The organism is Halopelagius fulvigenes (assembly GCF_042662625.1).
Taxonomy (GTDB): domain Archaea; phylum Halobacteriota; class Halobacteria; order Halobacteriales; family Haloferacaceae; genus Halopelagius; species Halopelagius fulvigenes.
In genome coordinates this window covers 243,037-256,834 of sequence record NZ_JBHSXH010000015.1, presented here as the reverse complement: position 1 = coordinate 256,834, position 13,798 = coordinate 243,037, and the positions used below count along the sequence as shown (strand labels likewise).

General features: G+C 66.9%; 16 protein-coding genes. 5 read left to right on the top strand and 11 right to left on the bottom strand.

Annotated elements, in window-relative coordinates:
* Positions 1 to 60: 60 nt before the first annotated feature.
* Both ACFQEV_RS11165 and ACFQEV_RS11160 read left to right on the top strand, forming a co-directional pair.
* Positions 61 to 387 (top strand): 2Fe-2S iron-sulfur cluster-binding protein, encoded by a 327-nt coding sequence (locus ACFQEV_RS11165; RefSeq protein WP_379695867.1) that lies wholly within the window; start codon positions 61 to 63, stop codon positions 385 to 387.
* 234 nt (positions 388 to 621) lie between these two features.
* Positions 622 to 1,251 carry a beta-class carbonic anhydrase gene (locus ACFQEV_RS11160; protein WP_379695865.1) on the top strand — a complete coding sequence of 210 codons (630 nt, stop codon included), beginning with the start codon at positions 622 to 624 and terminating at the stop codon, positions 1,249 to 1,251.
* Between the two features lie 4 nt (positions 1,252 to 1,255).
* Here ACFQEV_RS11160 and ACFQEV_RS11155 read toward each other — a convergent pair whose 3' ends face one another.
* On the bottom strand, positions 1,256 to 2,452 hold the full coding sequence (locus ACFQEV_RS11155) for an MBL fold metallo-hydrolase (protein ID WP_379695863.1): 1,197 nt from the start codon (positions 2,450 to 2,452) through the stop codon (positions 1,256 to 1,258).
* Between the two features lie 88 nt (positions 2,453 to 2,540).
* Between ACFQEV_RS11155 and ACFQEV_RS11150 the strand changes: the two genes are divergently transcribed.
* Complete coding sequence (locus ACFQEV_RS11150) at positions 2,541 to 3,176, top strand: rubrerythrin family protein (RefSeq protein ID WP_379695861.1); 636 nt, start codon at positions 2,541 to 2,543, stop codon at positions 3,174 to 3,176.
* Positions 3,176 to 3,712 carry an MOSC domain-containing protein gene (locus tag ACFQEV_RS11145; protein ID WP_379695859.1) on the top strand — a complete coding sequence of 179 codons (537 nt, stop codon included), beginning with the start codon at positions 3,176 to 3,178 and terminating at the stop codon, positions 3,710 to 3,712. Before ACFQEV_RS11150 ends, ACFQEV_RS11145 begins: the two co-directional genes overlap by 1 nt.
* Before the next feature lie 8 nt (positions 3,713 to 3,720).
* Here the strand turns inward: ACFQEV_RS11145 and ACFQEV_RS11140 are convergent, their stop codons facing one another.
* From ACFQEV_RS11140 to ACFQEV_RS11130, 3 genes are all read right to left on the bottom strand, one after another.
* A complete protein-coding gene (locus ACFQEV_RS11140) occupies positions 3,721 to 4,680 on the bottom strand; it encodes an acetamidase/formamidase family protein (RefSeq protein ID WP_379695857.1) in 960 nt (319 codons plus the stop codon).
* Positions 4,681 to 4,867: 187 nt separating this feature from the next.
* Complete coding sequence (locus ACFQEV_RS11135; RefSeq protein ID WP_379695855.1) at positions 4,868 to 6,106, bottom strand: mandelate racemase/muconate lactonizing enzyme family protein; 1,239 nt, start codon at positions 6,104 to 6,106, stop codon at positions 4,868 to 4,870.
* Positions 6,107 to 6,265: 159 nt separating this feature from the next.
* Positions 6,266 to 7,522 (bottom strand): HAD family hydrolase, encoded by a 1,257-nt coding sequence (locus ACFQEV_RS11130; RefSeq protein WP_379695853.1) that lies wholly within the window; start codon positions 7,520 to 7,522, stop codon positions 6,266 to 6,268.
* A 111-nt stretch (positions 7,523 to 7,633) separates the two neighbouring features.
* On the opposite strand from ACFQEV_RS11130, the gene ACFQEV_RS11125 reads away from it, so the two are divergent.
* A complete protein-coding gene (locus tag ACFQEV_RS11125) occupies positions 7,634 to 8,074 on the top strand; it encodes a DUF5799 family protein (protein WP_379695851.1) in 441 nt (146 codons plus the stop codon).
* A 70-nt stretch (positions 8,075 to 8,144) separates the two neighbouring features.
* On the opposite strand, the gene ACFQEV_RS11120 is transcribed toward ACFQEV_RS11125, so the two are convergent.
* The 7 genes from ACFQEV_RS11120 to ACFQEV_RS11090 all read right to left on the bottom strand — a co-directional run bounded on the left by ACFQEV_RS11120 (position 8,145) and on the right by ACFQEV_RS11090 (position 13,788).
* Positions 8,145 to 8,294, bottom strand: a complete 150-nt coding sequence (locus ACFQEV_RS11120; protein WP_175454402.1) for a DUF7557 family protein — start codon at positions 8,292 to 8,294, stop codon at positions 8,145 to 8,147.
* A gap of 115 nt (positions 8,295 to 8,409) precedes the next feature.
* Positions 8,410 to 9,402: a class II fructose-bisphosphate aldolase gene (gene fba / locus ACFQEV_RS11115; protein ID WP_379695848.1), complete on the bottom strand. Its 993-nt coding sequence runs from the start codon at positions 9,400 to 9,402 to the stop codon at positions 8,410 to 8,412.
* A 281-nt stretch (positions 9,403 to 9,683) separates the two neighbouring features.
* Positions 9,684 to 10,154, bottom strand: coding sequence for a PTS fructose transporter subunit IIB (locus ACFQEV_RS11110; protein ID WP_379695846.1), 471 nt, complete (start codon positions 10,152 to 10,154; stop codon positions 9,684 to 9,686).
* Positions 10,151 to 11,854 carry a phosphoenolpyruvate--protein phosphotransferase gene (gene ptsP, locus ACFQEV_RS11105; RefSeq protein WP_379695844.1) on the bottom strand — a complete coding sequence of 568 codons (1,704 nt, stop codon included), beginning with the start codon at positions 11,852 to 11,854 and terminating at the stop codon, positions 10,151 to 10,153. Before ptsP ends, ACFQEV_RS11110 begins: the two co-directional genes overlap by 4 nt.
* A gap of 3 nt (positions 11,855 to 11,857) precedes the next feature.
* The gene (ptsH1, locus tag ACFQEV_RS11100; protein WP_379695842.1) at positions 11,858 to 12,127 is read right to left on the bottom strand and encodes a phosphocarrier protein HPr; all 270 of its coding nucleotides are present in this window, start codon (positions 12,125 to 12,127) and stop codon (positions 11,858 to 11,860) included.
* The gene (locus ACFQEV_RS11095) at positions 12,127 to 12,591 is read right to left on the bottom strand and encodes a PTS sugar transporter subunit IIA (protein ID WP_379695840.1); all 465 of its coding nucleotides are present in this window, start codon (positions 12,589 to 12,591) and stop codon (positions 12,127 to 12,129) included. Before ACFQEV_RS11095 ends, ptsH1 begins: the two co-directional genes overlap by 1 nt.
* A gap of 48 nt (positions 12,592 to 12,639) precedes the next feature.
* Entirely contained in the window at positions 12,640 to 13,788 is a 1,149-nt protein-coding gene (locus tag ACFQEV_RS11090) for a PTS fructose transporter subunit IIC (protein WP_379695838.1), read from the bottom strand.
* Positions 13,789 to 13,798 lie beyond the last annotated feature (10 nt).

The window sequence follows — 13,798 nt, the reverse complement described above, 5'->3', positions numbered from 1 at the left end:
TTTTTCGGGGACGGAATCGCTCCATAAAGAGTTTAGGCACGGTCCCTCGTACCGGAATTCATGACTGAGTACACCGTCGAGTTCGTCAGGACGGACGAGACCATCGAAGTGTCCGACAAACAGACCATCCTCAAAGCCTGCATCGAGGAGGGCATCGCACAGGAGTACTCCTGCCGCGTCGGGATGTGTCTGGCCTGTTCCGCCGAAATCGTCGAGGGCGAAGTGACCCAACCCGCCGCCCGCGGCCTGACCGACGAGGAGGCCGAGCGATTCGCTCTCACCTGCATGGCGCGCCCGCAGAGCGACCTGAAACTCGACCGCGGCGTCTACCCCCCGAGCATCGAGGACGACGCCGCCTCCTCGGCCACGGCCGCCGACGACGACTGACGGGTCTCTCCGATTCCTTCTCGCCGACCGACGCCCGTTTCGGATAGCCGTCGTTTTCGCCGCCACCAATGACACGTGTTACCACCTAACTCACTAGCCGAGACGGGTCGACGCGTCCCGTCGCCCGAAGTGAGTCCCTTACGCGCCGCGGAGACGCCCCTCGCGGCGTCGTAGGTGGGGGAACGCGTCTCCGAGAGGGGAAGGAGGGAGTCGTCGGCGCGCGAACCTCCACGCATGCCTTCTGACGAACACGAACGCGGACGGGAAGGCGGGAACGGTGCGGTTCACGAACGCGTCGACGCCGCCGTCGAGGAACGCGACGACTGGGCGCGGCGGCGACGGAAGGGGATTCCGACGGACGAACGACTGTTGGTGGTCGCCTGCATGGATGAACGCATCCCCGTGGAGGCGGCGTTGGGCCTCGAACTCGGCGACGCGCAGGTGTACCGCAACGCGGGCGGGAAGGTGACGGACGACGTGATTCGAAGCGCGGCGTTGACGACGAACTTCTTCGAGACCGAGGAGATCATCGTCGTCAACCACACCGACTGCGGGATGATGAGCGCACCCGACGACGCCGTGGTGGAAGGACTGGAAGCGCAGGCCGGCGGGTCGTTGGACGACGTGGAGTTGGACCCGTCGCTGCCGGAACTCGACATCGGCGACGCGTCGATAGCCGAGTGGGTCCGCATGACCGACGACATCGACGAGGCGTGCGCCGCGCAGGTGGCGTACCTCGAAGACCACGAGTTGATTCCCGACGACGTGACCGTGACGGGTTACGTGTACGAAGTCGAGAGCGGCGAACTCCGGCGGCCGGGCGAACGCGTCGCCGCGCAGGTGAACGAGAGAGTCGAAGAGTAACGCCCTACGCCGTCGCGGCGCAGTTGTTCGGCCCGAGCTCCAACTCGAACGCCTCGTCGTCCGCGACGGACGCCCGCCCGAGGTTCGCCTCGACTATCTCCCCGTAGTTCGCGGGTCGCGGCGGCGCGTCCTCGATGACGTGCGCGACGAACGCCTCCTCGTCCATCGACAGCGCCGAGAGTCGGTCTCGGAGCGTTCCGAGCGTCGCCGTGTACGTCCCGTCCGCGGCGGGTTCGGCGGCCTCCCCGTAGTGGCCGGGCGCGACACGCACCCCGTCGTCGAACGCCGCGTACGTCTCCGTCAGGGTGCGGTGGAGTCGCCGCGCGGCGTCGGGCGCGCCCTCGTCTCCCTCCTCCAAGTCGGGGCGGGCGACGCTCTCGACGAACAGGCTGTCGCCCGAGAGAAGCAGGTCCGCGAGGCGGTACGCCGTCATCTCGGTGGTGTGTCCGGGCGCGCGGACGGCGGTGAGCGTCGCGTCTCCGACGCGAATCTCGTCTCCCCCCGCAATGAACCGAACGTCGTACTCGTCGTCGCCGTAGGCGAGGCCCCTCTCCCGTGCGCCCGCCGGGAGGACGATTTCCGCGCCGGTTCGGTCCGCCACGTCGCGGACGCCGCTCACGTGGTCGGCGTGGACGTGCGTGTCTATCGCGTACCGGAGTTCCGCGCCGCGTTCGCGGGCGTCCTCGGCGTACCGGTCGGCGAAGGCGCGCAGGGGGTCCACGACTGCGGCTTCCTCGCCGGAGACGACGAGGTACGCGAGGCATCCGCTGGAGGGGCGGCGGTACTGGAGGACAGTCACACCCGCATCGGTGGCTACCTCGCGGGCGTCGTACACCCGCGCCCACCCGCGCATGCCGCGTTCGAGGTTCTCGGCGTCGAACCCCGCCTCGCGGAGGAGTTCCGCCACGTAGTCGCTGGCCTCCCCCCGTCCGCAGACGACGACTACGTTCTCGTCCTCGGAGATACCGTTTTCCGCGGCGAGTTCGTCCACGGTCCCCTGCACCTCGGCCGCCATGAACCGGGAGTAGGGGACGACGGTCGCATCGACCGTCTCGCCGGAGATGCGCCACGCCTCGTACTCGTCGCGGTTCCGGACGTCGAGGAGGCGAACGCCGTCGCCGGACTGCGTCTGGCGGGCAGCCGAACTCTGTTCGGCTACGCCGCCGCGTTCTATCGCGCGGTGGAGTTCCTCGGGGGTCATGCGGAGAGGTACGTCGGCGAGGGGGAAGAACGCTCCGCGGACCGAGGCGGACCGAAGTTTCAGGGCGCGCGGACGCGTCTCTCGACGCATGGACGGAGCGCAACTTCGGAGCGAGATCGAGGAGTCGAAGGCGACGGAGTTGAACCGACTCGGCTCCCAGCAGTTGCTCGTCGCGTTGACCGACGCGCAACTGACGCCCGAACGCGTCCTCGACGTGGCAGCGGCGAGCGAACACGCCGCGCGGGAGACGTTCCGAGGGTGGGCCGACGACGAGGACGACGCCGACGCCCGGGAGGCGTTCGCCGCCGTCGCCGAACAGGAGGACGACCACCTCCGCTGGGTGACCGACGAACTCGACGGGGAGTGGGAGGCCGACGGCGAACCGGGGCCGATGCACGCCTACCTGCGGGGGCGCGAGGCGACGGTAGAGCGAATCGGCGGCGGCATGGTCGGGCGGCCGTTGGTGAGCCTTCGGACGCACAACCAACTCGTCGGCTTCTTCGTCAACGAGGCGGACGAACGCCGGGCGGACGTGATACGCGGTCTGAAGGCCGAGACGGAGGAGGTGTTGGACGACGGCCTCGAACTCCTCGAAGCGACGTGCGAGACGGACGACGACCGGCAGGCCGCGCGGATGATCGCGGAGTACACCGTCCAACTCGCCTACGACGACTACGCCGACGCCCTCAGAAACCTCGGGTTCGACCCGCGGTCGGTGTGCTGATGACGGACGTCCGCGGCCGCGTCGAGGCCATCTGGACGAGTCCGGAGGAGGGCGCGCCGATGGAGTCCAACGCGTCGGTCGAGGCGGTGGAGGGCGGACTCCGCGGCGACCGGTACCTCCTCGGGACGGGCTACTACTCGCCGTACGACGTCTGTCAGGTGACGTTCGTCTCGGCGTCGGCCATCGAGGAGATACGCGAGGAGACGGGCATCGACCTCTCGGACGGCCGCCACCGGCGAAACGTCGTCGTGAGCGTCGCGGACCTCCGCGCGTTGCTGGAGACGACGTTCCGGATCGGCGAGGCGGAGTTCCGGGGGACGCGCCCGCGTCCGCCCTGCGCGCACGTCGAACGCGTCGCCGGCGAGGAGGGCGTCGCCCGCGCACTCGGCGACGGCCGGGGCGGCATCTGCGCCGACGTTGTGTCTCCGGGCACGGTCAGCGTCGGCGACGAACTCGAAGTGGTGGAGGCCGACCCCCGGACCGATGGGCGGTCGATCATCGACCGTCTGCGCGGCGAGAGCGACGGATCCGGGTAGCCGAGGGGTCAGGGGAAGATGCTCTCGGGGAGGTACGCCGTCACCGTCCAGTTGGGCGCGTCCACCACCTGACTTATCTTGAGGTCCACCGCGGCCGAACAGAGGATGTACGCCTCCCCGCGCGTCAGGTCGCGTTCGGATTCGAGGTGGTTTATCATGTGCCGTATCGCCTTCTTCGTCGCCACCATCAGGTCGGCGGCGATGCCGGTCGTGGCGTACATCGGTTCGTCCGCGCCGGTCGGCGTGAACGGCCCCGTCGTCTCCAACTCCGGTTGCTCGATGGACTTGTCCTTCAGAACGTCGAACCGCGCGGTGACGAACATCGGCGCTTCGACCCCCGTGACGGACACCTCGCCGTCGCCCTGCGCGGCGTGGCAGTCGCCCGTCGAGAACAACGCCCCCTCGACTTCCACCGGGAGGTACACCGTCGACCCCGTCGTCATGTGCTTTACGTCCACGTTGCCGCCGACGTCGCGCGGCGGGAGCGTGTCGTGTTCGCCCTCCTCGCCGGGCGCAACGCCGATGATGCCCGGGAACGGGTCCAGCGGAATCTCGATGCCGTTTACGAACTCCGCGGTGTCGTCCTCCAACTCCCAGACGTGCAGGCCGCCCTCCTCGAAGTCCTCCGGGAGGAGGCCGAGGCCCATCTCGCCGGGCAGAAAGCCGGTGAATCCCCACCCCTTGTGCTCGAAGTCGAGGAGTTCGACGGCGAGGACGTCGCCGGGTTCCGCGCCCTCGACGCGCACGGGACCGGTGAGGGGGTGGACAGGGGCGAGGTCGACGTTTATCAGGTCCTCCAGAGTCCCGTCGGGACCGACCTGCCCGTTCAACGCGTCGCGGCACTCGAAGCGGACCACGTCGCCCGGTTCGACCGTCACCGCCGGGTCGATACCGTTGTCCCAGACGTGGTGGACGTTCTCGTCGTCGTCGCTCAGTTCGTGATCCACGATGTAGTCGCTGGAAGGCATTCGGTAACGATAGACGCATCGAGGGAGTATGAAGGTGTAGTTGCCGAAAAGATACGCGCGAGGCGTCGGACGGCCGGGAGCCGGCGTTTACGCTTCGTCGAACAGCGCGAATCGAAGATTCGCTGGCCCGACTTCGCTTACGCTTCGTCGAACAGCGCGAATCGAAGATTCGCTGGCCCGACTTCGCTTACGCTTCGTCGAACAACGTCTCACCCGCGACCATGTGCTCTTCCACCGTGTCCATGTCGAGCGTCAGGCCGAGGCCGGGTTTCTCGGGAATCTCGATGTAGCCGTCCTCGATGACCGTCTCCTCCACCAGGTCGCTCCACCAACCGAGTTCGTACGAGTGGTACTCCACCGCGAGCGAGTTGGGGATGGCCGTTCCGACGTGTGCGGAGGCCATCGTCGCGATGGGCGACGAGACGTTGTGCATCGCCACCGGAATGTAGTACTGGTTGGCAACGTCCGCTATCTTCCGCGTCTCGCGCATTCCGCCGACCTTCGGCAGGTCCGGCGCGATGATGTCCACCGCTTGGTTCTCGATGAGACGGCGTTCCTCGGTGACGCGGTAGCGGTTCTCGCCCACCGTAATTGGCGTCGTCGTGGACTTCGTGACCTGCTCTTGAACGTCGAGGTTCTCCGGCGGGACGGGGTCCTCTAACCACCAGACGTCGTAGTCCTCGATGGCGGCCGCGAGGCGTTGCGCGGAGTTCGCCGAGAACGTCCAGTGGCAGTCGAACGCCACGTCCGCGCGGTCTTTCACGCGTTCGGTCACCTTCTCGACGATCTCGGCCTTATGGCGGACCTCACCGGGGCGGAGGTGGCGGTTCGCGCGGTCCTTCTCGAAGCCCGACGGCACGTCAAGGTCGAATTTGAGTGCATCGTAGCCGAGTTCCTCGACGACGCGTTCGGCCTCGTCGGCGCAGGCGTCGGGGTCGGCTTCCTGTTCGGTGTGACAGTCGCAGTAGACGCGCACCTTGTCGCGGTACTTCCCGCCGAGCAGTTGGTACGCGGGGATGTCGAGAATCTTGCCCGCGAGGTCGTGAAGTGCGATTTCGATGCCCGAAATCGCCGTGACGGTGACGCCCTCGACGGAGCCCTCGCCGGACATCTTCTGGACGAGATGTTCGAATAAGCGGTCGATGTCGAGGGGATTCTCGCCGACGACGAACGGCTTCATTCGCTCGATGAGTTCGGGGACGCCGGCACCCCAGTAGGCTTCGCCGGTGCCGACGACGCCTGCGTCCGTGTACACTCGGACGAGGGTCCACGGGAAGTTGCCGTCGATCATCGTCGTCTGGACGTCGGTAATCTCGACGTCCCGGCCGCCACCTCTTTTTGCGGTGGCGCCCATCGTCTCGGCGGACAGTTCCCGCATCGTGTACTCCGCGTTCGGGTCGTGGAGTTCCGAGTAGTCTTTGCTCATAGTCCCGGGTTTACTCGATAAGGTGTAAATCTTTGCACTCCGACAGGCCGGGCCGGAACGGAATTCCGCCGGGTCCGTTCGCTTCGCTCACTTCCCCGGCGACTTCTCACTCGCTAACGCTCGTGAGAATCCCGGCGAGTCGACGGACGGCGAGGGGGTTCAGAGTTCGTCGAGGACGTTCAGCACGTACGCGATGCGGAGCATCGAGGCGGCGTCGCCCCGGTCGTAGACGAGTTCGTCGGTGCTCCGGACGTGGTCGAGGACGTCCGAGGAGGCGTGCTCCGGCGCGGCCGAGATTCCGGCGTCTTCCTCCGCGGCCCACCGCATCACGCGGAGGTCGGACTTGCTGTCGCCCATCACGAGGACGAACGGGTCGGTGACGTCGAGAACGTCGAGGGCGGCCTTCACGCCCTCGGTCTTGTTGAGTTCGAGCGAGCCGATTTCGGCCGCGTCGGCGTGGTAGTACGCCACGTCGATGCGTTCGAAGAGCGACCGAATCGGGTCCGGAACGTCCTCGGGGTCGCGGTCGGGTGCGGCGTCCTCGGCGTCGAGAACCGCCGTAATCTCGGGGTCGGCGTCCGCGTAGTACGCCCGCGCCCACCCCTCCGGGTCGGCCTCCCCGTCGGCGACGTCGGCGACGTCCGCGGCGTTGTACACCGCGCGGCCGAGGAGGTCCACGAGGTAGACAAGACCGCGGTCGATGACGTCCTCGGCCCTGTCGCTCCCGATGTCGAAGTTCGGCTTCAGCGTGACGTTGAACTCGTTGCCCTGCAGATGGGCCGACTCGCGCAGGTCGTCCGGGGCCTGCGGGAGGACGCGCGAGCGAACCTCGTCGAACACCTCGCGGACTTCCGGGTCCAGCCCGTCGTAGAGGAGTTTCTTCGTCTGCGACCCGTGCCCGGGCGTGAACACGCCGGTCCCGGCCTCGTAGACGATGCTGAAATCGCCCGAGTGGACGAGTTCGTTGCCGAGGCCCTGAATCATGAACCCCTTGACGTTCTCCAGCGTCTGCCCCGTGCAGATGACGATGGGGACGCCCGCCTCGTGGAACTGCGTCAGGAGGTGCAGCGTCTGGCGCGGAATCTCGTTGTCCGTCCGCCCCGCCGACCGGAGCGTCTCGTCCACGTCTAAGACGAGGGCGTTCACCCTGCGGTCGTACTTCGAGTGGAGGTCCAAGGCGGTGAACGCCTGGTCCCGTGAGGCGCGGGCGGCCATCTCGGCGAACTCCTCGCCCGCGGCGAACGCCTCGCGTATCTCGTCTTTCCGGTCCTCCAGTTCCTCGCTCGCGTCCTGCCAGTACTCCAGCGCTGTCCGGGAGTCCACCGGGGGGAACACGTCGAGGAAGTCCTGCACGTCTCGAAGCGCCTCCGCGTCGAAGTCGGCGTAGAGGCGAAAGATGAGGTCGTACCGCTCCATACTGACTCCCTGCGCTCCGGGGTGAAAAAGGGTGCCCGCACGGCGACGCCTGCCGCGGGCGGCGGTTCCGGTGGGGAAACCCTCAAACGGTTGCTATCCGTACGCCGTGGCATGTCTGACTGGACCGACGCCATCGTCGGCGACCGGATGACGGTCGATAGGGAGTTCAACGACCGAGTCACCAACTCGGAGTTCACGCGACAGGAGTGGGGACTCATCATGACGGCGACCGAGTTCGAGATAGCGAACGCCTCCGACCCAGAGGAGGCGCGCATCGTCGCCGACACGGAGAAGTTGCCGCAGATAATGCCCGAACTGGAGAACGTCCGCTCGCAGATGGCGCAGATGGGCGGGTCGCCCGGCGGCGGCGGGAGTTCGGGCGGCGGACTGTTCGACTCGATAAAGGGCGCACTCGGACTCGGCGGCGGCGGCGGCGACCAAGAACGACTGGACGCGGCGGAGCGACTCGTGCAGGAGTACGCCGACGAACTGCAGAGCCACCTCGAGAGTCGCGGCAAGTGGGAACAGGTCCGTATCGCGTATCAGGAGTGACGCGAAGCGCCGACGGTCGGTCACCTCTCGCGGTGCGCCGTCCCCTCGATGCGAACTCGACTCCCGGCGGTCAGATCTCGTCGCCGCCGTGGAACAGCGTCATCTCCTCCGCCTCGTAGATGTTGATGAGTTCGGTTATTATCTCGTCGTAGTCCTCGTCTTCCACCCGCAGGCTGTCGAGGCGCGACACCGTCTCTTCGTCGAGGGTAATCTGCGGCATAGGTGAGAAATCGACTGGGAGAGACTTAAGCACCGGGGAGTGGATCAATTTCAGACAACTTCTAAAGAGCCGACGGGTCGAGGGCGCCGGGCGGCCCCGAGCGCACGCCGACGCCTCACTTGTGGAGGCTTCGACCCGCGCTTCCGGCGACTTCCGCCAAGTTGGCGTGGACGTCGGCGATGCGGGCGCGGATGTCCCGGCCGACGACGCGGGGGTCGAACACGTCCTTATTCGGCGACCACTCGGTGTCGTTGAAGAACGTGTCCCGGTCGTCTTCGACGCCCTCCGGCGGCACGATGGCCCCGGGGCTCTCGCGGTAGAGGTCGTACGCCGTCCGGGTGTACTCGTACTGGTAGCGGGTGTCTTTGTTCACCTTGCAGATACCGTGCTGGAGCATCTGTCGGAGTTGGTCCGGTTGGACGCCCGAGGACCCGTGCAGGACGAGAGGCGTGTCGAGGCCGTGGTCGCGCAGGGCCTCGCGGATGTCCGCCGCGAGGTCCGGCCGCAGTTCGAGATCCTTCCCCTTGGCGACGCCGTGTTGCGTCCCGACCGATATCGCCAGCAGGTCACAGCCGGTCCGGTCCACGAACTCGACGGCCTGTTCGGGGTCCGTGTAGAACGCCTCCTCGGACTCGATTTCGTCCTCGACGCCCTTTATCTGGCCGAGTTCCGCCTCGACGAGGACGTCCGCGCCCTCCTCTTCGGCCATCTCGACGACGCGGCGACTCCGCTCGACGTTCTCCTCGAACGGTTCGTGGGAGGCGTCTATCATTATCGAGGAGGGGACGTCGAGTTCCATCTGCGTCTCGATGAACTCCAGGTCCGTCTGGTGGTCCATGTTGAGGAAGACGCCGATATCGTACCGGTCGGCCATCACCTCGATATAGTTCCCCATCGCCTTCAGCCCGGCCACCGGGTCGCCGTCGCCCGCGAACGTACACGCACCGCCGCTCATCTGCAGGAGGAGATCCGAGTCCGCCCGGTCCGCGCCCTCCATCAACCCCATCATGACGTTCGGTTCGGCCACGTTGCTGGCGACGAGGCCGAACCCCTCGTTTAGGGCCTCGTCGTACACCTTTGCGAGTTCATCTCCGCCGTAGAACGGCAATCTGTGTCACCTCGTTCGAATCCTCACGAGCGAACGTAATAACGTATGCGAAGGCGTACTGTTTCTGCGCGTCCGTTCGATTTCGACCGAAACGCCGAGGAGATAGTGCGGTAGCGTTCAGTTCGCGGATTCGCCCGGCAGATAGAACCACCGAGAAGGCCGTCTTCGCTGATTGGTTTTGAACGCCTCGATACGAGTACTGTTTGTTCTGCGACTACCCGGACGGAAATAGTCAGTTCCCGGAGAGCGTCGGCCGAGGAAAGAGAGCGTCGAAAGAGGAGTTACGAGAAGAGTCTCTTCAGGCGGTTGATCAGGCTCTTCTCCGGGTCGCCGCCGCGACGCTGGCCCTGCGGTTCCTTCGCTTTCTCGGGTTCCGCCTGGGACGCGAGGGACTCGTCGTCTCCCTCCGCCGCGGCGTCGTCGAGTTCGACCGTTCCGGACTCTCCGCTCTCGACCAGTTCGGCGGCCTGTTCGATGAGGCCCTCGGGGTCGTTGACGCCGTCTTTAACGGTGCCTTTGACGAGGGGCTTGCCCTCGAATCGGTCCCGGGAGACGGAGGTGTCGGAGGCGACGATGACCGCGTCCGCCTCGGCGACGTCCTCGCTGCTGAGTTCGTTCTCCGCGCCCATCGCGCCTTGAACTTCGACTTTGATGTCGTGGCCGAGTCTGTCGGCGGTCTGTTCGAGGTTCTCCGCGGCCATCTGGCTGTGTGCGATACCGGTGGGACAGGACGTGATTGCGACTAATTTCATCGTTGGATGTTGTTTGTTAACACTCTCTGTACTTCATCTTTCGTGCCGGCGTCGAGGGCGTCCTCGGCGAGTGCTCGGGCGTCCGGGAGCGACGTCTTCGTCACCGCCTCCTTGACCTGCGGGACGGTGACCGCACTCATGCTGAGTTCGTCGAGTCCGAGGCCGAGGAGCAACGCCGTCAGGTCGGGGTCGCCCGCCATCTCGCCGCACATGCCGACCCACGCGTCCGCGCCCTCCGTCGCTTCGACCGTCGCGCGGATGGCTCGGAGGACCGCGGGTTGGCGGTAGTCGCCGAGTTCGGAGACGCGTTCGTTGCCGCGTTCGGCGGCCATCACGTACTGCGCGAGGTCGTTCGTACCGATGCTGAAGAACTCGACGTGTTCGACGAGTTCGTCCGCGACGAACGCCGCGGCGGGCGTCTCGACCATCACGCCGAACTCCGGACGGGCGTACTCTGCGCCCTCCTCGTCCAAGTCGGCGGCCACCTCGTCCATCTTCTCGCGGGCGGCCCGAACCTCCTCGACGGTGGCGACGAGGGGGAGCATGACGGCCAACCCGTCGCCGTTCTCGCTCCCGCAGGCGCGCAGGAGTGCGCGGAGTTGCGTCTCGAACAGGTCCGAGTCGGGGCCGAGGGAGCGACGGATGCCGCGTTCGCCGAGGAACGGGTTCTCCTCCTCGGGCAGGTCGAGGTAGTCGATGGGCTTGTCGCCGCCCACGTCGAGCGTTCGGACGACGACGCGCCCGTCAGGGAACGCGTCGAGTGCCTCGACGTACGCCTCGTACTGTTCGTCCTCGTCCGGGGGTGACTCCCTGTCGAGGAAGAGGAACTCGGTGCGGTAGAGGCCGATGCCGTCCGCGCCGCGTTCCGTCGCCGGGCCGAGGTCCGTCCGCGTCCCGACGTTGGCGGCGATTTCTATCTCCGTGCCGTCGGCCGTCGAGACGGGGTCCGCGCGGATCTCCGCGTCGTCGCCGCCCGCGGCGGCCTCCCGCGTCTCCTCGTCGGGGTCGAAGACGACGACGCCGTCGGTGCCGTTCACCACCACGTCGGTGCCGTCTTCGACCTCGTGCAGTTCGTCGCCGACGCCGACGACGGCCGGAAGCGCCAGCGACCGGGCGAAGATGGCCGCGTGCGACGTTCGGCCGCCGGCGATGGTGACGAACCCGGCCACCTTCGAGGGGTCCAGTTGCGCCGTGTCGCTGGGCGTCAGTCGCTCCGCGAGGACGACGCTCCCCTCCGGCAGGTCGCCGAGGTTCACGCGTTCGCCGCCCGAGAGGACGCGCACGAGTCTGTCGCGCACGTCGCGCAGGTCGTCGGCGCGTTCGGCCATCCGACCCTCCATCCCCTCGAACTGCTCGATGAACCCCGCGAACGTCTCGGAGACGGCGTGTTCGGCCGGGAGGCCGTCCCCGATTCGCTCCTCGACGCCGTCGGTTATCTGCGGGTCGTCGAGGAACTGGACGTGCGCGTCGAACACCGCCGCCTCGTCCTCGCCGACGCGTTCGGCGGTTCGCTCGCGTTCGGCCTCTAGTTCCTCTCTGGCGGTCGTCCGGGCGTCATCGAACCGGGCCGTCTCGGCCTCGGTGTCCACTTCCTCGGGTTCCGGCGGGTCGTCGAGTTCCGCGTCGGGCGAGTACCAGACGACCGTTCCGACCCCCGAGAGGGGCGTCACGCCGATGCCGTCGAATCGTCGTTCGGTCATAGTTCAGAGTTCGTCCTCGGGCGTGGTAAGTATCTCCTCCAGAGCGTCGAGTGCCGCCTCGGCGTCCTCGCCCTCCGCGACGAGGCGAACCTCGTCGCCCGCGGCGACGCCGAGGCCGGTGACCGAGAGCATGCTCGACGCGTTCACGAGGTCGCCGTCGGCGGGGCCGACCTCGACCGTCGCGTCGTACTCGTTGGCCCGTTCGACGAACAGCGACGCCGGGCGCGCGTGCAGGCCGTCCTCGGGGACGACGGTGACGACGCGTTCGGGCATCACTCGACCGCCTCCCGGACGGTGTTCTGGACGGTGTCTTTACTCTCGGCGTCTAGCAGTTTCTCGCGGACGTCCTCGTGCATGAGCGCCCGCGAGAGCGAACTGAGGATCTGGAGGTGTTCCTCGCCGCCCTCGGCGGGGACGAGAATCATGAACAGCAGTTTCGCGGGCTCGTCGTCCATCGCGTCGAAGTCGATGCCCTCCTGAGAGCGAGCGAACGCGACGGACGGTTCCTCGACGGCCTCGGTCTTGGCGTGCGGGATGCCGATACCCATGCCGACGCCGGTGGTCGCCTCCTTCTCGCGTTCGTGCAGGGCTTCGAGCGCCGCCTCGCGGTCGGTCACGCGACCGTTCTCGACGATGAGGTCGAGGAGGTACTCGATGGCTCCCTCCTTCGACGCCGGAGGCTCTTCGAGCGAGATGTGCGCTTTCGGCAACAGTCGGTCGATGTCATCTTCGAGCATTTTCGTTCGAATATGGGAACGGGATTCGTAAGGTAGTTGTGTTCGTCCTCAGTCGCTGGACGTCGCCGTGCTAGTTTCGCCCTCCGCCGCGACGCGTTCGTCGAAGTCGGGCTTGATGACCGTGGCGATGACCGCGGTGACGAGCGACCCGATGAGGAGGGCCGCGAGGAACATCAGCGGTTTGTTCGAGAGGGGGACGACGAAGATGCCGCCGTGCGGGGCGGGCATCGTGACGTTCATCGACATCGATATCGCGCCGCCGACGGCGCTCCCGGCGATGATGGACGGGATGACGCGCAGGGGGTCGGCGGAGGCGTACGGAATCGCACCCTCCGTGATGAACGAGAGGCCGAGGACGATGCCGGACTTGGCGTTCTCGTACATCTCCGCGGCGTACTTCTGCGGGGCGATGAAGTTCGAGATGGCCAGCCCGATGGGCGGGATCATCCCCCCGATCATCACGGCGGCCATGGGCCCGTAGACGCCCTCGCCGATGAGGCCGACGGCGAACAGGTACGCCACCTTGTTCACCGGACCGCCCATGTCGAAGGCCATCATCGCGCCGAGGAGAGCGCCGATGATGACGGCCTGTCCTCCCTGCGCCCCCTCGAGGAAGGCGTTCAGCGCCGCGTTCGCCGTCGCCACCGGAACGCCGACGACGAACAGCAGAATCGGCGCGAGGATCGCCACCGTCAGTACCGGCACGATAAGCACCGGCATCATCGGCTGGACGAACCCGGGGACGTCCCGGTTCTTGATCCAGAGCGCGACGTACCCCGTGAGGAGGCCGGCGACGAGTGCGCCGAGGTAGCCGGCCCCGGCCTCGCCGCCCTGCAGTCCGACGACGTCGCCCGCCGCCTTCAGTACGGCCCCCTGTTGGAGTATCCACGAGAGGACGAAGCCCGGGGCGAGGCCCGGGCGGTCGGCGATGGCGTACGCGATGTACGCGCCGAGTGCGGGGACCATGAGGGTGAGGCCCGCGCTCCCGATCTGGGAGAGGAACCACCCGAGCGTCCCCGTGGCGTCGAACACGTTCTCGACGCCCGTGCCGGTGACCCCCGCCACGGCGTACCCGAGAGCGAGGAAGATACCGCCGATGGTGACGAACGGAATCATGTACGATACGCCGGTCATCAGGTCCTCCTTGACGGAAGTCAGGTAGGACCTGTACGCGTTCTCCGCTGATTTACTGGACATGGTCTGCTCC